Raw genomic sequence first — 20,804 nt, 5'->3', positions numbered from 1 at the left:
GCAACGTGGAAAGCTGGGAACGTAGAGAGGACACACTCAATGAAGCGTTATAAGGAAATGCGTAAATAGCGAATAACCTTATTTTATCCTAGTGAGAGTAGTGGCGTGACCGTTGAAGTTCTTGTAATGAGAACAGAGGAATAGCCACAAGTCAATTTTAGAAACAAATCGGAAACCCTAATCATTTTCATAGGTTCGTGTAAGACAACTAGCAACACGTCCGATAGGAAGTGATTAACTATGAATGATGTAGTTCAAAAGGAACTAAAAGATAGCAAGTTGCGACATGCTGAATACTACGGTATGACACCAACGTTTGATTTGCTGTTCAAAGAAAGTTCCGAGAATGCGATATTCAAAAACCTAATGCAATATATCGTATCTGATGATAACTTGCTACTAGCGTACAGAAATATCAAACGTAATAAAGGAAGTTACACAGCAGGTATTGATAAATTGACAATCAAGGATATTGAAAAACTTAGTGCAAATGAATACCTATCCATAATGAAGAAAAGATTTTCTTGGTATCAACCGAGGCGTGTCAAAAGGGTAGATATTCCTAAACCAAATGGAAAGACAAGACCATTAGGAATTGCATCTATTTGGGATAGGCTGACACAGCAAAGCATTCTTCAAGTGATAGAACCTATCTGCGAAGCAAAATTCAATACTCACAGCTACGGATTTAGACCTAATAGGTCAGTGGAACAAGCAATCGTTGATTGCGGTCATAGAATTAACTTTAATCAATGTCGTTATGTGGTTGATGTGGATATCAAAGGCTTCTTCGATGAAGTATGCCACAGCAAACTCATGAAACAACTTTGGACTATTGGCATCAGAGACAAACAACTATTAGCAATCATTGGGAAAATGCTGAAATCACCTATTGTCATGCCTAACGGCATAGTGATAATTCCAACAAAAGGAACACCGCAAGGTGCAGTTCTTTCTCCTCTGCTAGCAAATATTAATCTAAACGAGTTTGACTGGTGGATATCAAAGCAATGGCAAGGACGTCGCTGTAAAGAAATTATAAACCAGTATGCCAAAGGTAAAGGTGAAGTTAAATCAAATCATTATCGCAAATTAAGGTCAAGTACAACACTTAAGGAGTTCTACTATGTCCGGTATGCTGATGACTTTAAAATATTTTGCAAGGACAAGAAGACTGCTGAACGCATCTACCATGCAAGTAAACAGTGGCTTGAAGATAGGTTACGTCTACCAATTTCAGAAGAAAAATCCCAAATAACTGATTTGTGGAATGAAAGAAGTACATTTTTGGGATTTGAGTTGAAAGCCGAAAGGAAAGCTGATAGATATGTTATGCACACTCATGTATCGCAAAAAGCAATAAAAAGCATAAGGTATCAGCTTAAAACTCAAATACGAGCCATTCAGAAAAGCTCAAACTCAAAAGAAACAGTGGCTGAAATTAGTAGATATAACGCTTTGGTATTAGGTATTCATAATTACTATAATATAGCTTCGCATGTAGCGTCTGATGTTAATGGCATCCATTACTCTGTGATGATAAGCCTTAAAAATCGGCTACGTGGATTGAGTAAAACAAGCAATTATAAGACAAAAGACAAAGGTATTATGAAATACATGAAGTCGAAAAATATGAGGTATTTGCTTGATATGCCGATTATCCCTATTGGCTATGTTAAACAACGAAAACCATTAGGCAAGAAAAGTTCGACTAATAAGTACACCCCGCAGGGGCGTGTAGAAATTCATAAAAACCAGAGTCTAGTGTCTGAATATATGCTTCAATGGTTAAGAGAGAATCCTATTATAAATGAACGTGCTACAGTTGAGTACAATGACAATCGTATATCAAAGTTTGTCGCTCAACATGGAAAATGTGCTATCACAGGCAGGGAACTGGCTTTCAATGAAATCCACTGTCATCACATTATTCCTCATCATGAATCAAAAGATGATAGATATGTAAATTTAGTGGTCATACATCATGATATACACCTACTTATTCATACAAATGACCCTAAAAATATAAACAAGCTCTTAACCTTATTTGATCTCAACGAGATCCAACTTGAAAAACTTAACAAACTAAGAAAGAAAGTTGGAAACAAAGCTATATAACAATATTGAATAATATAATCGTATTAAAAAGAACTAATATTATCAGATTAGGGAAAACAAAGATATGTTTAAATTGATGGAACGCCGTATGCGGTGAAAATCGCACGTACGGTGTGGAGCGGGGGAAAAGTTGGAGATAGCATCAAAAACTTACCTATCGCTATATATAACCAGGGGGTGTACCACAAAATTAGCACAAAATAAGTTCTTATTGTCATCCGGCCGTGTACAAATGTGTTTATTAAATGAGATACGCCAACGCGAATTAGCAATTGAAAACTATAAAGAACAATCTTATTATCATCTGCAGCTAATAACAGATTTAGGACTTAAACCTGTTATGAAAACAGAAGACCAAGTGTTAAACCCATCACCATTAAGAAGTTTGGGAGAAGATTTAAAAGGGCAATATCTTGTAGTAGAAGAGTTTAAAGAGGGAACCAGGAAGAAGAATCCTAAATTGCTATATAACTTAACAGACCTGTATAAAGATGCCCATGCGCAATTACAACTCAATGCTGAAACTTCCAGAAAACACATTCAAACTTTGTATGAAGAAGGTTTCATAACCTACCCACGCTCATCTTCTAGGCATTTACCTACAGAACAAGTGGATCGTGTAAAAGGTGTTATGCAGGCACTAGCTAAGAGTCAGTATTCTTTACTGGTACAATCCGTCGACATTGAAGCAATTGATGTGAAACATAAAACGTTCAATGATGAGCTTGTATCAAGCCATTTTGCTATTATACCGACGACTAAACAATATCAAGAAGAAGGTCGTCCAGAGATTGAAAAACAACTATATAGCCTCGTGGTAAAACGTTTTGTGGGTAATTTCATGCGTCCTGCAGTATACCTGGTAAGAGAAGTATCGCTTATTGACGCGATGGGAAATAACTATCAAACAAAAGAAAGTGTACTTCGAGAAAAAGGGTTTCTAGAAGTGTTTCAAGAGGAAATAGAGGAAGAAAGTGTGGAAGTATTTAAAATTCCTATCATGCAGAAAGGACAGGAACTTCAAATTTGCGATTTTGAGTTACAGGAATCCAAAACAAAGAAACCAGCTCTACACACAGAAAGCTCAATTCTTACTTTCATGGAAACAGCAGGACGGAAAATTGACGATGAACATTTAAAGGAATTAATGAAGGGGAAAAGAATTGGAACCGTTGCAACCGAAGCGACCTTTATTCCGGCTCTACACGAGAAGAACTATATAGCCATTGAAAAAGGAAAAATTACTACGACTCCAATTGGTCGTGCCTTTATTGAACAATTTCCTGTTCAGCAAATTAAAGATCCATTATACACAGCTGAAATGGAAGGAATGATACATCGTATTGAAAAGAATGAAATGAGTTATGAGGACTTCATTGCGCAAACAAATACATTTGTACAAAAAATAACACAAGAGATTATAAGAATACCTGACACGATTTCGCACAATCTAATAGAGACCTGGAAGCAACAAATAGAGGTATGCCAATGCCCTTGTGGAAATGGCATAATTTTAGATAGAGGGAAATTTCTAGGGTGTAGCAATCATCCAAACTGTAACATTGGATTACCCAAAAGAATAAAGGAAAAAACAATTCCTGTAGCACAAGTAAAAAAACTGTTTGAAGAGAATAAAACGGACGTTATAAAAGGATTTAAATCTAATGGCAAAGAGTTTTCTGCTTATCTAGCATTCGTTAACGGTGAAGTCAGCTTTAATTTGCCTTCAGTTGAAGAATTATCGCTAGGTCAGTGTCCAAGGTGTCAGAAAGGACAAATACTTAACCGTAAAACGTTTTTCGGTTGCTCAGATTATCAAAATGGATGCGATTTTATGTTGCCAGCTAAAATTAAAGGCAAGAAATTATCCGATAGCCAGATTAAAAAACTACTGAACAACAATGTAACAGACTTCATTAGTGGTTTTAGTGGGGAAAAAGGAGAATTTACAGCTGCGATTCGATTAAACCCGGATCTTAGTATTTGTTTTGAATTTTCAACTACAGATGATCGTACAGTAGGCAAATGTCCATTATGCCAGAGTAGAGTCATAATAGGGAAAACAAACTATCTATGCGAACAATACAAGAAGGGCTGTGATTTCATTGTTTCAGGATTGATACTTGAAAAAAGAATTACAGCTAGTCAAATCAAGAAATTATTAGAAAAGAATATGACGGATACAATAAAAGGATTTATATCGAAAAAAACAGGAAAATCATTCGATGCGAAATTAACATATGACTCTACACAGAAGAGAGTCACGTTTATATATGAGAAGAAATAATATCGCAAAATCTTAAATTTCATATATAAAATTAATCAGAACTATGATATGATAAAAGTAACAAAATACTTCTAAAACTATCTTGCAAAAGGACACACCTACGCATACATATGCCATAGGTGTGTCCTTTTTTATTTGTTTTTGAGATTTCAAGACTCAAAAGGGGGATATATATTGTGTACCACTAGTATAACTTCTACAAATGTTTCTTTTGAAAAATTGAAAAATCAGGAAGAGAATGAAAAAAACATAGTGTTAATATGTCCGAATTGTAAGAAACGCTCATTTAGAGCACTTTATAATGATTATCCAAAATGGATACAGTTTTGCCTATGTTGTAATTATTGAGAAGTAAATACAATAGATAGTCCGTTTGTTTATTAGACGCAGCCATTTACATATTTTAAGTAGGAGGAAGAAATTTCGATATGAAAATATGGATTAAAGCTATTTGTATAACATCATTCGTATTTCAAATGTCAGCATGTAGCAATTCGACGCAAATAAAAAATGATTCAAGACCTGCCCAAGCAGTACAAAACGGAATACAACAGCACGTGGAAGGGAAAGGTATTGTTGATATTCCAGAAGCTTATAAGGGGAAACTAAAAGGCTTAGAGACTGTTAAAGGGAAGGTATTACATATAAAAGACGGAGATACGATAGACGTGAACGTAAAGGGGCAGAAACAGACGGTAAGGTTACTGTTATTGGATACCCCGGAGTCTGTTTCTCAAAAAATCCCACCACAAAAGATGGGAAAAGAAGCCTCTTCCTTTTTAAAGAAACAGCTAGAAGGGAAAAGTGTAACTTTAGTTTATGATCAGGGACCAAAAGAAGACAAATACGGTAGGAAATTGGCTTATGTATTTTGTGACGGAATACATATTAATGAATTAATGGTCAAGTCTGGTTATGGGATTATAGCCTATATTTCTAAACCCAATACTACATTTCTACCTGAAATGCTAGAAGCAGAAAAAGAAGCAAAAGAATTAAAAGCTGGTGTGTGGAACATTAAAGGATTTATAAATGAAAAGAACCGGCATTATAACCGTAATGATGCAGCTTAGTACCCTAATGCATTGCAATACAAATATTTCTGCAAAATGGAGGTTTTTTGAATGAATGAAAACAAAAGAAATATGCTCTTATCCTTTATCATTTCAATTTTATTTATTTTCGTGAGCCTATTGCCATTTAGTAATAATGAATATGTATATGTTATCTCCAAAATTGGTGCTGCAGCTGGTGTAATAAATATTGTCATGATGAGTGTGTTTTTGTATTTTCAAAGTAAAAAAATGAGACACATCTTAAATTAATACGGCAAAAACGCTTGTTTTCCTTACTCGTATACAAAAGAAAAGGTAAGGAAAACCGAAAGGGGAATGTTTTAGATGAGTCAAATACCAGGGTTTTTGAAGTTCGTTTTAGCAAAGGAAAGACGATATGTATATTTGGCTGTAGCAGAAAAGAAAAACAAACGAGTGAAAACACATATTGTATATGGATTTGGTCCACTAGAAAAAGCATTAGAAACCATGTACGAAATGCGAGATGATTTTGAGAATTGCTTTCCACCAGAGTTGAAAGATAAGGGGTATGACTGGGAAGATCTAAATGATTGGATACTATCCATTGAAACCGGTTATTCCAAATACGGAAATAAGTTAGTGACATTCTAAATAGATAATTGAGATAATATCACATCCTTATTATAAAACCTTCAATGCAACTAAAATCGTGTGAGGAGAACATAAAATGGAATGGATTCGTAAGTACCACATTGCAATTGCTTGGACGATAGCTACTAGTGCAATGTTAATTAGTTTATTTTTTAGTGAATGGATGAAGCTGCCGCCATGTGATTTGTGCTGGTACCAAAGAATGGCCATGTATCCATTAGTATTAATATTGGGGATAGGAATGTATAGAAAAGATCCGCACGTCAGCACTTATGCATTTCCATTTGTGTGTATCGGTTTAATGTTATCTGTATATCAAATTACAATTCAAGCGTTTCCTATTCGTGAGATGAAGATTTGTTCTGTAGGGGTTTCTTGTACAGAAGATTACTTAAATTTATTCGGTTTCATCTCGATACCTATGTTATCTTTTGTTGGATTTTTAGTAATCATGATACTTATATATATCAAATCTGATAGGGAGACGAAAGAACAAACTACATAGTGGTTATGAATAATATACTCAAGTAAACACAGCATACTTAAAAATAGATACTTAAAAATAGATAATTAAAATAAAACGAAATTATAAAAGGAGAAATTAAAATGACAACTATTCAAGCAAGTAATGAAATGCACAAAATCCCAGAGGCGGATGTAGAATTATTAAAGATTATGGCCCATCCAGTTAGGTTACAAATCGTGAAGGAGCTAGAACACCGCAAGATTTGTAATGTAACACAATTAACGGAGCTATTAGATATTCCTCAATCTACCGTATCTCAGCATTTATCTAAGATGCGTGGCAAGATTCTCCGCTCGGAAAGAAAAGGGTTAGAGATGTACTATCATATTGTGAATTCCAAAGCATGCCAGATTGTTAGTGTACTAGGTTTATAATTAGCTCAAATGTTAAGAGATAATAAAGTTGTTTAATTTACAATAAAGTCCTTTGAAAATAATAAAGTTGTTTAATTCTTATTGAATTAAAGGTGCAGGATAGTTGAATAAGGATGATGATATACTTAAGGGGGAATTTACTTTATTTTATAATTTATGAGGTGGAAAATGGACTCTTTAGAATTAAACAAATCTAAATATATTGTCTCTAATATCAAAGAAATTTTGCATAAAAAGCTTATTCTTGATAAACCGTTAACTAAAGATGAGGTAAAAAAATTAAACCTAGTTAATCCCCCTGTATACGAAAATGAGAAGTATCTCATTCAAAAACGGTGGTTTTATAGTATTAATATCGGAGAATGGGAAGATGTGGAGATTATTATTCAGGGAAATAATGAAAATCCCGATATGGAGATTATCGAAATGGCAGAAAAAACATTCGATGAACTCCATCTACATATAAGCTGTGCATTAAAATATTTACAGAAATTCTTCCCTAATCAAGAAATGAAGAACTACTATCTATCCACAATATTTTTTGGAAAGATGGTTAATTTTGACGATTATATATTTTCTGGGTTTAGTTTAGCTTTTATTTATGATGGTCACTTTGAGTTTCAGTATAAAGTAAAATTTAAAAACGATGGATGGCCTATTGGTTTTGAAGGTGGGCCACTTTAATAATAGATAATTTTTTCTTATTAAACTAACGGGTGCTTTAGTTGAACAAGATTTAAACAACTTTATTATTAATTTTTGTCTACAAGCACATTTAAATGGTTAGAAATTAAACAACTTTAAAGAGCCTTACTACAATATGATTTAAATAGACTAAACTAATAAGAGGATATTATGTTCAATATATGAGCATATATCCTCTTTTCTTATACATATTAGATTAGTTATACAGATATTGAAAATATAGTTTAATATGTATATAATATCCAGAAAAGTATATACACTTTAGGTGGAGGACGTAGCCCATAGCGGGAGGCGTAGTGAGGTCTTTAGACCGAGCGTTAATATGATTTTAGGGGGTGAGTGCTATGAAAGTACAAGAGGTTCTCATAGAGAATAACAACAAGAGATACATATTATTGGATCAAGAGGGATTCCCTGTAATGCCAGTTATGAAATATATAAAGTATTTAGATAGGACAGGAAAAAGCCCTAATACTCAAAAAACATATTGTTATTCCTTAAAACATTTTTTTACCTACTTAAAAGAAACAAACAAAGATTATAAGTATATTAGGTTAGAAGATTTAGTAGAGTTTGTGGGGTGGTTAAGAAGTCCTTATGAGAGTTCAAAAGTCACTCCCCTTCAACAAGAGAAAGCAAAGCGAACGGAAAAAACAATTAACCTTACAATTACAGTTATAGCAAACTTCTATGATTACTTATTTCGAAACGAAGAAGTAAAAAATGACATGATGGAAAAGTTGATGAAACAAGTGTTTACAAGGGGGAACTCACGTTACAAAAGTTTCTTACACCATGTAAATCAGGACAAGCCACCAATCAGAAACATATTGAAATTAAAAGAACCACGCAAAAGAGTAGATACACTCACAAAAGAACAAGTACAACAAGTATTACAAGCAACAACGAATATACGAGACACTTTCTTGATTCAATTGTTATTTGAAACGGGATTGCGTATTGGAGAAGCTCTCGCTCTTTTTATGGAGGATTTTGTTTTTGATCATGCAAAGGGACATCGAATTCGTTTGATAGATCGTGGGGAATTAGAAAACGGTGCTATGTTAAAGACAGGTGAACGAGAAATTTATGTATCGCAGTCCTTAATGGATTTATATGATGATTACTTGTATGAGGTGCTTGACGAATTAGAATTGGATTCAAACTTTGTTTTTGTAAAACTGCGAGGAAAAGATGTAGGAAAACCAATGGAATATTGGAACGTAGAATCCCTATTTAAGCGTTTAAAAAAGAAAACAGGGATAAACCTACACCCTCACTTATTTCGCCATACACACGCTACAATTTACTATCAGAAAACAAAGGATATAAAACAAGTGCAAGAACGATTAGGTCACTCTCAAATTCAAACAACAATGAATCTGTACCTACATCCTTCGAATGAAGATATTCGGGAAGATTGGAATAAAGCACAATCCGAATTTAACCTAAAGAAAGATAACTAAAAGGAGGTACTGAATGAAACACATCAAAAGTTTTCGTACAGAAGAAATAGGCTTTCACGAAGGAATACAAAGAGAACTTTCAACTTATCCCGAAAAAACAGTACATGAAGATGGTTCGGTTTCAATTGAACAAATAAAAACCCCATATTTTTTAGTCAATGACGAGTGGAATATTAACGTTGTAGGTGAAATAAAACAGTTCGAAGAAGTCGTAGCGAACTTTACCTATCCAAATAAAAATATTCGTTTTCGATTGAGTAACCCTTCAATCAATTTAGAAGTGAGATATGTCTATTATCAGCAATTGTTTAATGATTTGTGGACAATCAAAAGCATATTTATGACTCAAAGCCCATTAAAAAGAATGACGGAGTTCTTAAACGAAAAGTATCCTAAACTATTATCTTTATTGGATTTAGACATTGAAAAAGCAGAACGTGAGTATTTGTTTTGGCTTAATGAAAAGGGAATAAATACGAAAAAAATTAGAAAAAGAATAATTTACAAAGATACTGTTGGTAAATCAAGTGTAGCAATTCATTTAAGAACTGTTTACACTTTTCTATTCCAATACACAGATAAACGAGAAGAATGGGAAAAAGATAGATGGGATGTTCGTGTATTGCATGATAAATACGGTATTGATTACAACAAAAGTAATGTTAGTTATTACCTCGACTTCTCAAAAATTGACGAAAAGGTTCGAGAACAAGTCAAAAAATACTGTAAACAACGGTTACTTAGTAAAAATAAATTCTCATGGAGTACAGCACTAAATTATGTTATAAATCTATCAAAGTTCTTTACGTTTATATTTGCATTAGAACCCACATGGAAGGATTTAAAAACTTTAAAACGAACACATATTGAAAAGTACATTGAATATTTACATGAATACGCTAAAAACAATTCAAGGAATCAAAACTTGTATCCTGAACAAAATGTAATAACATCATTATCAGCCTTGCAAAAGTTTCTTGAAGATATTCAACGATATGAGTATGAGATGGCTCCCGAAACCCATGTGCGACTATTGATTTCCCCCGAAGATAAACCAAAATTACGAAAAAAGTCTATTGACCAAATTGATTATATTCCCGACTCTGTATTAGAGCAATTATTTACGCACATCAATGATTTGCATAAAGATGTTCAACCCGTTGTTTGGATAGCTTTTAAAACAGGACTTAGAATATCAGATGTATTAGGCTTAACTAATGATTGTTTAGTCAAACTCAATGGTCAATATTTGATTGAAACAGATATTGAAAAAACGTATGTAAAAGGGCATCGGATTCCAATAGACGTTGAGTTAGCCAATATTCTTGCCGTTCTTATTGATAAATCCGAAGAACTAAGTCATCAAGAGAATAATCCCGAAGGGTATATTTTTGTTCGTTATCGTGGTCAACGAAAAGGTAAACCCTATTTGCAAGTGTGGATTCGAGATCAACTAAATATTTTAGCCAAACAAAAGAACATCACAGACGAAAATGGAAACTTGTTTCATTTCAAAACTCACCAGTTCCGTCACACTTACGGTGTAAAAATGTTAAATGGTGGTGCTGATATACTAACTGTACAAGAATTATTGGCTCACGCATCTCCCGAAATGACATTACGGTATGCCAAGCTATTAGACGATACAAAAAGAAAAGCATTTGAATCGGTTATCAAGCAAGGAGTTTTTAATTTCGACTTAAACGGTGAAGTGCAAGAAATCAAAGCAGGAGAAGATATACCTACAGACATACTGGATGCGTTATGGCAAGACCATAAGCTAAATGCGATGGACAACCCTTATGGAACGTGCCATGCTCGTCTAAATGGAAATTGCCCTCACATGGAAGCACCCCCATGTCTAACTTGTGGTGACAACCAAACACCATGTAAAGACTTAGCGGTAGGTTTTTCAGAGTTAGATCAACAAAAGTATGAACTTCATGTCAAAACAGCTACAAAAGCTATTGAGATAGCGAAACAACGAGGTCGAGAAGATATTGCAGAGAAAAATGAAAAGAATCTTCTACGCTATCTAAACATCTTAAATACCTTACAAGAAGGAAATATCATCTTTGGTAGACAAGAACGCATGAAACGGAGAGTAGGTGCTAAGAATGGCTAAATATGACCGTTCTGCCCACTTGAAAGCCATTCATGCCAATCGTAAAGCTAACACATATCAAAAGGTAGATGAAGCCATTAAAAGGCTTATAAAGGCTAATGAAAAAATAAACTTTAACAGTGTATCCAGTGAAGCTGATGTTTCAAAAGCAACGCTCTATAATAACAAGGACTTTCGTTCAAGAATTGAAACATTACGAAATCAACAGTCACAAGTACCTACACCGAAACAAGTAAAGCGAAAAATGAATGAAAACAATAAAGATGCCCTTATCGCCTCTCTAAAAAGGAAGAACAAAAAATTGGAGGAAGAAAACAAGCAATTAAGAGAGCAACTAAAAGTAGCTTATGCAGATGTTTATAAAAAGTTATAAGAGAGAACAACGTTCTCCCATCTTCTTCAACTAACGTGGCAGGATAGTGGAAGAATGTATGTTGACTCTAGTTAGAGATACTTGATAATATGGTGGCATGAAATTGTATATAAAAAAGGATGACTGTCATGAAAAAAGCAGTGAAAATAGCCTCCTAAGATAAAATTAAGTATATTAGGAGGCGTTAAATATGAAATTCAATATTATTAATCGTGACAATTGGTATCGAAAAGAATACTTTGAACACTATTTACAACAACAAACAACATACAGTATAACGAATGAAATTAATATTACTATTCTTATGGAGAACTTAAAGAAAAAGAATTATAAGTTATATCCTGCGTTTATTTTTATGGTTACAAAAATAGTTAATTCCCACAGAGAATTTAGAACTAGTTTTAACTCAGAAGGTAATTTAGGTTATTGGACAGAGATTTGCCCTTCTTATACAATTTTTGATAAGAAGACGCACACATTTTCTGGCATCTGGTCACCAAATTTAGCTAATTTTTCTGAGTTTCATTCTCAATATGAAAAGGATGTAGAAAAATACAATGGTACTGGTAGTTTATTTCCAAAAATACCTATACCAGATAATAATATTCCGATATCTATGATTCCTTGGAGTTCTTTTACAGCATTTAATTTAAATATTAATAATGGTGGAGATTTTCTCTTACCAATAATAACTGGAGGGAAATATTCACAAGTAAATAATGAATTATTCCTACCTGTCTCTTTACAAATTCATCATGCTGTTTGTGATGGTTATCATGCAAGTGTTTTTATGAATGACTTACAAAGACTCGCTGATGAAAGTGCAGACTGGGTTTAACTGGCCATTGGAGGATAATACCAAGGGAACTGTGTGCAACAGTTCCTTTTTTTATAGAAATACTAAAGTTTGTGAATAAATGCACTTATGTAGATTTGAAAGAAAGTTTAATTAAAACCTAGTTAAAAAATTTGATTTCATCATAAAAGAATCCCAATTATTTTGAAGAAAGATTAATCAAAATAATTGGGATTAGTTATTCTATACTACAAAATTTTATAAAAAAGTTTGATTGTTTCAATGATTCATATGTCTCTTAAGCACTCTTCAACGTTTGAGAATTATTCATAATCACAACCCGTGATTCAATTAGCCCAAGTTGTTTTCCTTTAGGAATTGTATAATTTGTCTTTTGTGGTGGTTATCGTGATCTGTAAATTCCTTAACAATATATATAAGTGAATAAGGTGTTCCAGTATTCGGACAATGAGTTACACCGTTTGCAGTTAATGGATTTTTTAACTTTTCGGTTGGTAATTCATTAAGCTCTTTTACAAGTAATTCCCTTGTACCTTTTGCTTCTTCAAGAATTTTTGATTGTGATATGCCTGATTTTGCGTAGTTCGATGCTTTTTTATTATATGTATCAAAATCTGGAAACTCCATTCCCTGTTCATTTTGAACAGATGGGAAGATTTCTGTTAATAGATAATCATCCCAATTCATAATATGAGCTATTATCTCACTTACAGACCATTTACTCTCGGCTATCGGTTTAGACCATAATGTTTCATTGATTTCTTCTAAAGTGCTTAACCAAGATGAATAATGCCTAAAATTACTAATAATGTTTTTTACCTCACTCAATTTTCTCCCTCTTTTCTAAGCCTAATCAATATAATTATAACAGAAAATCCCAAATAAACAAACGTATGTTCTCAGTGTTGTTTTTAGTTATAAAACAACAATCTTTAAACTCCCATTATAAATAATCAAACTATTTTCAAAATCAATATCAAATCCCGTTAGTGCAATAAGAAAAACCGAAATCTCATCTTTAATAAGATATTTCGGTTCATCTTTTTTATAAACGGTTAAACTTTCTTCAAAACGGTACGACTTTTTTATAAACAGTACAACTTTATTTCAAGTCTACAACTTAAACTAACGGGTGCGTTAGTTTAATAAGAAAGGACATAACATATTAGTCATATAAAATATGTTATGTCCTTTAATTTATCTAACTTTTTTCAATTTAGATCTTGATAAATCATATTGTAGCCAGGCTCTTATATTTTTAGATCAGAATTAAATAACTTTATTATCACTTTACATCAAACTAAATAGCAGATTATGAGATTAAAAATAAAATAAGGGCAGCCTGATCAGGCTGCCCTTATTTTATTTGTGATTTTGCATATATTTTTGCACATTTAGTATAGCAAATGTTATTCTTTTCTATCAAACTTCAATCTTATTTTTTCTCAATATGTTTCGTTTACTTTTATAGTATAATGTAGTTAATTCTTTTTATTTATGTATATTTCCTGGGGTGAATCCTTATTATAAGGATTCCTTTTTTATTTTTTTAATCAATTAATATTATTCAAATTAGACTTTTAGATGGTATATATTTATAAAGATACTGTGGAAATAGCATGTTTATAAATGAATTGTTGCTTTCCGTGACTGGAAACTAGCACTGAAAATTTATCAACAGCGATAATGATTCCAGGTACTCTTACGCCGTTTAGTAAAAATATCGTTACTAATCTTTTTTCCGTTATTAATTTTTTGTAAAAATCTTCTTGTGTATGCATGAATAGTTTCTCCCTCTCTTTAAATGTTCTAATCTTTTTGTGAATGCAAAAGTAATGCTATAATTATACTATTTTAGGATTATTTTATAAAAATAAAGCCCTTACAATGAAGTGAAGACCTTTGCTTATTTATGTATTAGTTTATATATTCTTGAGTGGATTTTTATTATAGGATACCTTTTAATTTTGCATTTAAATTATTAAATTTCACTAAATGGATTTATTAAGGAGAGTTTTACCTCCTAATTAACACAAAGTAAGTATATGTAACATACAAAGAAATACTCCCTACAATTAATAGTGTATTAGTTGTAGGGAGAGGAGTTCTGCAGTTATTACATTCCTTCACCATGGGTATTCGTATATTGTATAATTTCCTGCTTTTGTACTGCAATCATTGCCTCACCGTGAGTGTTACTTAAAGTGATTGGTGCTACTAGCATAAAACCTGAGAATAAAAGTCCTGCTGTACTAATTAGTATTTTTTTCATCATTTTAAAGCACTCCTTTTCTCCATTTCAATTTTAGCCTTGTATCCCACACGGAAGTATTGACTTACTTTCAAGTGGTTACCTTCATCATAATACTTGTTTGCTAATTCATCAGCATATATTTCGACAAAGTGCCATAAATTTTCTTCTTGGAGATAATGGATTCCTTCAACAATAATCTTTTCGTATTCATCTATAGGGGTATGCTGTAATTTTGCATTTAGAATTGATAAGTGATAATAATATTCTTTGTTATTTTGAGCATTACTAATTCGTAATCCTTTATCTATATAATTAGCGGCTTCATGTATATTGCCTAGTTTCTCATGTTCTTTAGCTAATAAATACATTGTTTTACAGCTACCTTCTAGTGCTTTAGAGAGATAATTGATTGCTAGTTGAGGCATATTTTGATCTGAATATAGCAACCCTATATTATGACGAATCATATGAATAAGTTGTGTTTGATCTTGTTTGGTTGCAATGTCTAAAGCGGAAAGAAAATATTCTTCAGCTAACTCATATTGCTTTAGAGAAGTACTTGCAAGCCCTAAAATATTATTGCATGATGCTATATTTATTTCATACCCAACTTCATTAGAATAGATTTCTTTCGCTTTATTACCGTATGTTATTGTATTTAGTGGTTGGAACTGATAATAGTTGAAGAGAGCATATTGATAATTAAATTCCGCTTGTTCTAATTCATCGGGTATAAGAGATAGAAGTGTTTCAGCTTTGTGATAGAAGTGCTTAGCGTCACTATATTGTCCAATCTTCATTGCATGTATAGCATTGAACAGATAGTAGTAGTAATTGAGCATGTCTGTGGTAGACTCTTCAATATGTTCTCCAGGTTTTATTAAACCTGATGTATTATTTATCAAAAGATTATACCTAAACTCTAGTAAAGAGTAGTAAATAAGAAGTGTTTGATCTTGTTCCATTTCATCGATAAGTTTTTCAACATCTGATTTTAGATTTTTTGCTTGTAATAACTTTTGAGAGCGCATAGCTTTATACCAATCGTTCATTAATCTAGTAATCTTTTCGTTTCCTTTTGCTACAATCACATAGCTTCCCCCTTTGTATATTTATATCTATATGTTTTTATCATAGCAGTTAAATCCATATTATTACAGATGATAGTAGTTTAAAAGAATATTTCTAAAAAAATATCTGAAAATTATGTATTGTTTTGTAGCCAATTTGGATTCCTCTTCATATTAGGCTAAAATATGTAATGAGTATAAAACTACCAAAGCGACGAGGGGAAGACCGTGAAAAACCATACAAAAGGACCTAAAGGGCAATTGTTACAAACAAATAAGAAATGGTCTCACCTAAAGCAAACACAGCGTGAAACCATATCAAATTGGCTGAGAGAGGCATATATAGAAAAGATTAAGGTTCGTAACCGTAGATTGAAACCGAGAGAACATGAGGATGTTTTAGATAGTGTTATGAGTAAAATCTATGATTGTGAAATTTGGATTCCGGATTACGAGGTCGAAAAGTATTACAAAGGAAAAATAAATAAATGGTATAACAAACATATTTCATTGGAAGAAAAAAATGAAAAGGAGGAGAACATATGAAACATAGTATCGGAAGTGTGAGTACTTCATATATAATCCGTCTAATTTTAAATGATTTAGACACATTTATTACAGCTGGAAAAAGGGAATTTGATTTCTGCTCAGAATCCGGAGTATCCTCTGTGGAGGAGTTACTTGCGGATTGGTTGGAGTGGTTTAATGATTACCCGCAAGGTATATCACCAGATGAATTAAAAGGAATTGAAAGGGAGATAGGTGAATTGATGGGGAGTATGTTTATATGGTCTCATCATATTGAAGAAAGAGAAGGATTTATAAAGCAATTCAGCGATTATTTCGGGGAATATATAGGTTTCTGTAAATTAGTTAAGGAAATATATCTTGGAGAGTTAAAAGATGAGTTATCATATTAACATCATTTATTCCTAATATTTTTATAAAGAGGAATTTATATTAATGTCCTTTAGATGATTAAAAAGTTAAAGGAGAAAAGAAAATGAAATTAGAGATTGAAAAGTTTATTAGTGAAATGGAATTTCCGGAAGCTGCTATGAGTTTTATTGAAGAGGGGATACTTTGTTATAAAGTAGGAGCCTACAGATCATCATATATCATGTCATACTTATTTTTCTTAAATGTAGTGAAATACAGAGTGCTAGAAAGCTCGCATACTCCTAATGGAATAACTGATAATGAATGGAGAGCAAAAAAAGGACAAATTTCAAACGAAGATACTTGGGAAAATAAGGTGTTTGATTTAATCAATGAAGGGGAAACATATAGTCGTTACTTTAAAATTAGCAAATCCAGAATTGCGCAAATGGAGTATTGGAGAGCATTAAGAAATGATTGTGTACATTCTAAAGATAATCTAATTGCAGGGGCACACGTTGAATCATTTTGGCTATTTGTACAGTCAATTCTTCCTAAGTTAGTAATTAACGGCAGTAGGGATTTCTTATTAAAAGAACTTGAAGAGTATTTTGATAACGTTTATTTCAATAATCCTGATAAGGTTCAAGAAATTGTTAGAAGTATTCCTCACTTAGCTGAAAATAATAACCTTCCCGAGTTGTTTATAGAAATACATAATAACTTTAAAGGGAATAGAAATTATCAGATTGGTACTGATCCTGCTTTAAAAGCTCATGCATTTTGGAAGGAAATTAATTCAAGTCATAATTTACTTATAAGTGAAAGCTTTAATAAATTTTTAACGAGTAGCAATGAAATTTTTGATACGTTCATATTGCTGTTCCCTGAAAGGCTTTTAAAATGTCACGCTGCAAATAGGTCTATAATAAGTCATTATATTAATAATGACCTACCAAATTGGCTATTTTTAGATTTGCCAAATGCAGTTAGCTTACTTTGTACATGTATAAAGAACAATTTCTTAGATTCCAATAAGTTAAAAGAACTCATTGCAAATGTAAATTGTGATTTAAAAAATCTGAATCGCGAAGAAATAATATTACTGAAAAACCACGGCTTTTTCGAAAACATAAAAGAAAATATGATGAAAAGTTTACATAATGGAAAATCATTTTCATATTCGAAAATCAATGGTAAGTCTGTGGAATTGGCCTATTTTGTGAAGTATTGTTTAATGACTGACGTTGATGGTGAGAGATTTGCTATTCTATTAAATAATACCCTTGTTGATTTGAAAAACCCTTCCGTATTTCGTGAGTTAGAAGAAGTATTAACTCAAAATCCGGATATACTTGAGTATATAAAAGACGTAATTCGTAATGAGGGGCAGGAATTATGTGAGTTCTTTACAAGATTATAATAGAAAATATGACGGTGCCAGTAGATGGTACCGTCTTTTGGTTTTAGGGTAATGGTAAATGCAGCTGCACATTGAACTTAACAATGAATCGTCTAAGAATTATATGGTTCAATCTGTGCTTAGAAATACAATGTTAATAGAAAAATAATTAGTATAACGAATGTCAATTAAGAAAGCTAGGAGGTTAATAGTCAAATTTGGTCAAAAATAGTTTAACTTTGACTATCTTTGACTTTATACTGATTTTAGAAAGAATTGGTAACTATAAAAGTCTGCTTCTTAAGACTTTCGGCCTGTTTGTTACATAAAATTCTATTCAATAAATGCATAGGAGCGTTAAACGATGAATGTAGAATTGAATGCAGTACAACAAGAGCAACGAGCTTTAATTGAAATGAACTTAGAATTAGTTAAGCAAGAAATTAACGGACAGGCACATGAAGATCATAATCAGTTATTCGAACAAATGGCTGTTGTAGCGCACGAGCTTCACATGTCGCTTGAACCACGTCCAAGACATCATCAGTACATGATAGAGAATAGTGGTATGCAGCCAGAAGAAGTAGATTTTTACCGCAGTATTCATGCAGTAGAGGATTTATTAGCGTATTTGGACAATACAGATGCTAATAATGACCCAGAAGACCAAACGATGGGCGATTCATTTGAGATGCGGATTTATACACGTAGGTGGGGGCATGATGATCGTTATACACTTATTCGTAATGAAGGTGGATGGCATGTTTCTCATCAAACATATGAGGGACAGTCTGGGAGAGATGCTCTTGGAGCTTTAGTTCCGAGTCTACGTCACGACAGCGTTAAATATCCGCATCAATTAGGTGATGTTATGGAGGATATTTGGAATCAAGCTGCTGAAGATGGTTTGTCTCATGACGAGGTACAGAATATGCTTAATGATGTAGCAGAGTGGATTAATGCCACAGAAAGAACTTATCCAACATTTGTACGATAAAACAATCGGGGTCCCCCTGATTGTTTTATCCCTATACATTTAGTTTATATAAAATGAAATGGAGTGGAAGAAGAATGAAAAAGAGTCTACTAGAAAAGTTTTTAAGTGCGTTTTCAAACAATATACCTGGTAAAGGGCTTTCGAATTACCTATATCAACAAATTCAACAGTTAACATCACAAAAGGATATTGAAGCTTTTGCAGCGGATTTAAAAGAACGTGTTGAGAATATTGGATCAGCATCTCAATTCGAGTTAGTGAATCTAGGTACAGCCCTATATGCGGCATTTTCAGCTGATAGAGAATATAAAAAAGGCTGGATCGTAGATGGATATTGGGAAGTATATAACAAATGTAATGAAGCCAATAAAGCTGTATTAACAGGTGTTTCTGGTTGGTAAGGATTTTTATACGGAAGTAATAAATTCAATAGTATAAAAACAGGATATTTCCGTTAATGGAAATATCCTGTTTTTTATTCGAATTGTCTTCTTTCCAAGCGATCAACAGCCTCACGTTTCTTCTCATTATTAATATTCGTATATATACTAGTAACTTCTACGGATGTATGACCAAGTTGATCTCGAAGTAATACAAGATCTTTGTTTTCCTTATAATGATTGGTAGCATATGTGTGTCGTAGTTTATGAGGGCTACGCTTCTCATCAAATGCACTTGAATATTTGTCACATAACTTCTGTATAGCTCTAACAGTTAGCTGCGTATATTTCCCTTTATAGTTTGTTACGAAAAGTAAGTCTTCATCTTGAGGGCAGTTATATTTACTTGGACGAACCTTAATGTACTCCTGAATATCATCTAAGCAAGAGCGAGTAGCTAATACGGAAGATCTCTTATTACCTTTACGCGTCACTTTTACTTTCCCCTGACGGAAGTTTATACTAGATATAGTAAGACTAGCTACCTCAGAAACCCGAAGCCCAGTGCCTAAAATGAGGCTTATAATGGCTATGTCTCTTTCTTTATCACGCTGAAAAAAACTATATTTTTTTGGTGATATATCTTTCAACATTTCACCATAATCATTTGCTAGAAATTGAAGAAAAGCAACATCATCTTTTTCATTAAATATCATGTTTGCAACGTCATCTGCTCTTGCTGCTGCATCTACTTTTTCTTTATGCAGTTCAATTTTCTCCATTACATTACGTGAGATGTAATTTTCCCCTTGTTCATTTTCTGTATTTTGAGCTAAGTATTTGAATAGGGATTTTAAAGCAGAGAAAGTTCTATTAATAGCTCTTGTCTCAATACCTTCTCCCTGTAGATATCTTTGAAAAGTTCTAGCTTCATTTAACGGTAGATTTTCTAGTGTTGTAATTGGTACATCACATATATTAGTGACCACCTTACCGTTTTCAACGGCTAATCGATTACTTATAAGCCATTTTAGAAACTTTTCAAATTCAGTAATGTAAGCATACAATGTAGCAGGGGAGAGGGCTGTTTTCATTTCTGCATATTCTATGATATACCAGGGCATTTTACTTTTATGTTTATCTATTAGTATTTTAAACTTTTCTTTTTCTTGGTTACTCATGTTGTACACCTCAAATCAAATAATGTAAATTAATTTTTAAACCAATGCTTAAACCGATATTTAAACTAACTATTCGAATTTTTGAGCTAGAATACGATTTTAATAAATAGCTTGATTACATATATGGATACCATACTAGTTTTTGAAGAAGAAGAGAGGTAT

The 20,804-nt window shown here is 32.7% G+C and carries 21 protein-coding genes and 1 pseudogene; 17 read left to right on the top strand and 5 right to left on the bottom strand.

The annotated features are described in order from the left end of the window. The first annotated feature begins 240 nt into the window (after positions 1-240). From ltrA to catA, 12 genes and pseudogenes are all read left to right on the top strand, one after another. Entirely contained in the window at positions 241-2,118 is a 1,878-nt protein-coding gene (gene ltrA / locus QCI73_RS28925; RefSeq protein ID WP_076868583.1) for a group II intron reverse transcriptase/maturase, read from the top strand. A 154-nt stretch (positions 2,119-2,272) separates the two neighbouring features. Beyond that, positions 2,273-4,405: pseudogene (locus QCI73_RS28920) on the top strand (DNA topoisomerase); the annotation flags it as partial. A gap of 428 nt (positions 4,406-4,833) precedes the next feature. Next, positions 4,834-5,478, top strand: coding sequence for a thermonuclease family protein (locus QCI73_RS28915; RefSeq protein ID WP_144533772.1), 645 nt, complete (start codon positions 4,834-4,836; stop codon positions 5,476-5,478). Positions 5,479-5,529: 51 nt separating this feature from the next. Next, positions 5,530-5,730: a hypothetical protein gene (locus tag QCI73_RS28910; RefSeq protein WP_144533774.1), complete on the top strand. Its 201-nt coding sequence runs from the start codon at positions 5,530-5,532 to the stop codon at positions 5,728-5,730. Positions 5,731-5,805: 75 nt separating this feature from the next. Beyond that, positions 5,806-6,093, top strand: coding sequence for a hypothetical protein (locus QCI73_RS28905; protein WP_144533776.1), 288 nt, complete (start codon positions 5,806-5,808; stop codon positions 6,091-6,093). Between the two features lie 76 nt (positions 6,094-6,169). Beyond that, entirely contained in the window at positions 6,170-6,598 is a 429-nt protein-coding gene (locus tag QCI73_RS28900) for a disulfide oxidoreductase (RefSeq protein ID WP_144533778.1), read from the top strand. 101 nt (positions 6,599-6,699) lie between these two features. Beyond that, entirely contained in the window at positions 6,700-6,993 is a 294-nt protein-coding gene (locus QCI73_RS28895; RefSeq protein WP_087952081.1) for an ArsR/SmtB family transcription factor, read from the top strand. 168 nt (positions 6,994-7,161) lie between these two features. Then, positions 7,162-7,677 carry a hypothetical protein gene (locus tag QCI73_RS28890; protein WP_048525709.1) on the top strand — a complete coding sequence of 172 codons (516 nt, stop codon included), beginning with the start codon at positions 7,162-7,164 and terminating at the stop codon, positions 7,675-7,677. Between the two features lie 365 nt (positions 7,678-8,042). Then, a complete protein-coding gene (locus tag QCI73_RS28885) occupies positions 8,043-9,164 on the top strand; it encodes a tyrosine-type recombinase/integrase (protein ID WP_128294882.1) in 1,122 nt (373 codons plus the stop codon). Positions 9,165-9,177: 13 nt separating this feature from the next. Then, positions 9,178-11,289: a tyrosine-type recombinase/integrase gene (locus tag QCI73_RS28880; RefSeq protein WP_144533780.1), complete on the top strand. Its 2,112-nt coding sequence runs from the start codon at positions 9,178-9,180 to the stop codon at positions 11,287-11,289. Beyond that, entirely contained in the window at positions 11,282-11,662 is a 381-nt protein-coding gene (locus tag QCI73_RS28875) for a DUF6262 family protein (RefSeq protein WP_128294884.1), read from the top strand. Before QCI73_RS28880 ends, QCI73_RS28875 begins: the two co-directional genes overlap by 8 nt. Positions 11,663-11,852: 190 nt before the next feature. Beyond that, positions 11,853-12,500, top strand: a complete 648-nt coding sequence (gene catA / locus QCI73_RS28870) for a type A chloramphenicol O-acetyltransferase (protein WP_144533782.1) — start codon at positions 11,853-11,855, stop codon at positions 12,498-12,500. Between the two features lie 309 nt (positions 12,501-12,809). Here catA and QCI73_RS28865 read toward each other — a convergent pair whose 3' ends face one another. The 4 genes from QCI73_RS28865 to QCI73_RS28850 all read right to left on the bottom strand — a co-directional run bounded on the left by QCI73_RS28865 (position 12,810) and on the right by QCI73_RS28850 (position 15,824). Further along, positions 12,810-13,307 (bottom strand): DinB family protein, encoded by a 498-nt coding sequence (locus QCI73_RS28865; protein WP_144533784.1) that lies wholly within the window; start codon positions 13,305-13,307, stop codon positions 12,810-12,812. Positions 13,308-14,074: 767 nt separating this feature from the next. Next, positions 14,075-14,260 carry an RNA chaperone Hfq gene (hfq, locus tag QCI73_RS28860; RefSeq protein ID WP_087952082.1) on the bottom strand — a complete coding sequence of 62 codons (186 nt, stop codon included), beginning with the start codon at positions 14,258-14,260 and terminating at the stop codon, positions 14,075-14,077. A 335-nt stretch (positions 14,261-14,595) separates the two neighbouring features. Next, positions 14,596-14,754: a hypothetical protein gene (locus QCI73_RS28855; RefSeq protein ID WP_173602309.1), complete on the bottom strand. Its 159-nt coding sequence runs from the start codon at positions 14,752-14,754 to the stop codon at positions 14,596-14,598. After that, positions 14,751-15,824 carry a Rap family tetratricopeptide repeat protein gene (locus tag QCI73_RS28850; protein ID WP_144533786.1) on the bottom strand — a complete coding sequence of 358 codons (1,074 nt, stop codon included), beginning with the start codon at positions 15,822-15,824 and terminating at the stop codon, positions 14,751-14,753. Before QCI73_RS28850 ends, QCI73_RS28855 begins: the two co-directional genes overlap by 4 nt. 207 nt (positions 15,825-16,031) lie before the next feature. Here QCI73_RS28850 and QCI73_RS28845 point away from each other — a divergent pair, with 207 nt between their 5' ends. From QCI73_RS28845 to QCI73_RS28825, 5 genes are all read left to right on the top strand, one after another. Further along, complete coding sequence (locus tag QCI73_RS28845; protein WP_144533788.1) at positions 16,032-16,349, top strand: transposase; 318 nt, start codon at positions 16,032-16,034, stop codon at positions 16,347-16,349. Next, positions 16,346-16,723 (top strand): hypothetical protein, encoded by a 378-nt coding sequence (locus QCI73_RS28840; protein ID WP_144533790.1) that lies wholly within the window; start codon positions 16,346-16,348, stop codon positions 16,721-16,723. The genes QCI73_RS28845 and QCI73_RS28840 overlap by 4 nt, the downstream gene beginning before the upstream one ends. Positions 16,724-16,806: 83 nt before the next feature. Beyond that, the gene (locus QCI73_RS28835; protein WP_261375407.1) at positions 16,807-18,105 is read left to right on the top strand and encodes a hypothetical protein; all 1,299 of its coding nucleotides are present in this window, start codon (positions 16,807-16,809) and stop codon (positions 18,103-18,105) included. A 343-nt stretch (positions 18,106-18,448) separates the two neighbouring features. Further along, complete coding sequence (locus QCI73_RS28830) at positions 18,449-19,081, top strand: hypothetical protein (RefSeq protein WP_144533792.1); 633 nt, start codon at positions 18,449-18,451, stop codon at positions 19,079-19,081. Positions 19,082-19,155: 74 nt separating this feature from the next. After that, positions 19,156-19,482, top strand: a complete 327-nt coding sequence (locus tag QCI73_RS28825) for a hypothetical protein (RefSeq protein WP_144533794.1) — start codon at positions 19,156-19,158, stop codon at positions 19,480-19,482. 74 nt (positions 19,483-19,556) lie between these two features. Here QCI73_RS28825 and xerS read toward each other — a convergent pair whose 3' ends face one another. After that, complete coding sequence (xerS, locus tag QCI73_RS28820) at positions 19,557-20,642, bottom strand: tyrosine recombinase XerS (RefSeq protein ID WP_144533796.1); 1,086 nt, start codon at positions 20,640-20,642, stop codon at positions 19,557-19,559. Positions 20,643-20,804: the final 162 nt, after the last annotated feature.

It is taken from the genome of Bacillus cereus group sp. MG16, assembly GCF_040459875.1.
Classification (GTDB): Bacteria; Bacillota; Bacilli; order Bacillales; family Bacillaceae_G; genus Bacillus_A; species Bacillus_A paranthracis.
The sequence above is the reverse complement of the archived record's forward strand: the minus strand, read 5'-3'. Positions and strand labels throughout refer to the sequence as shown.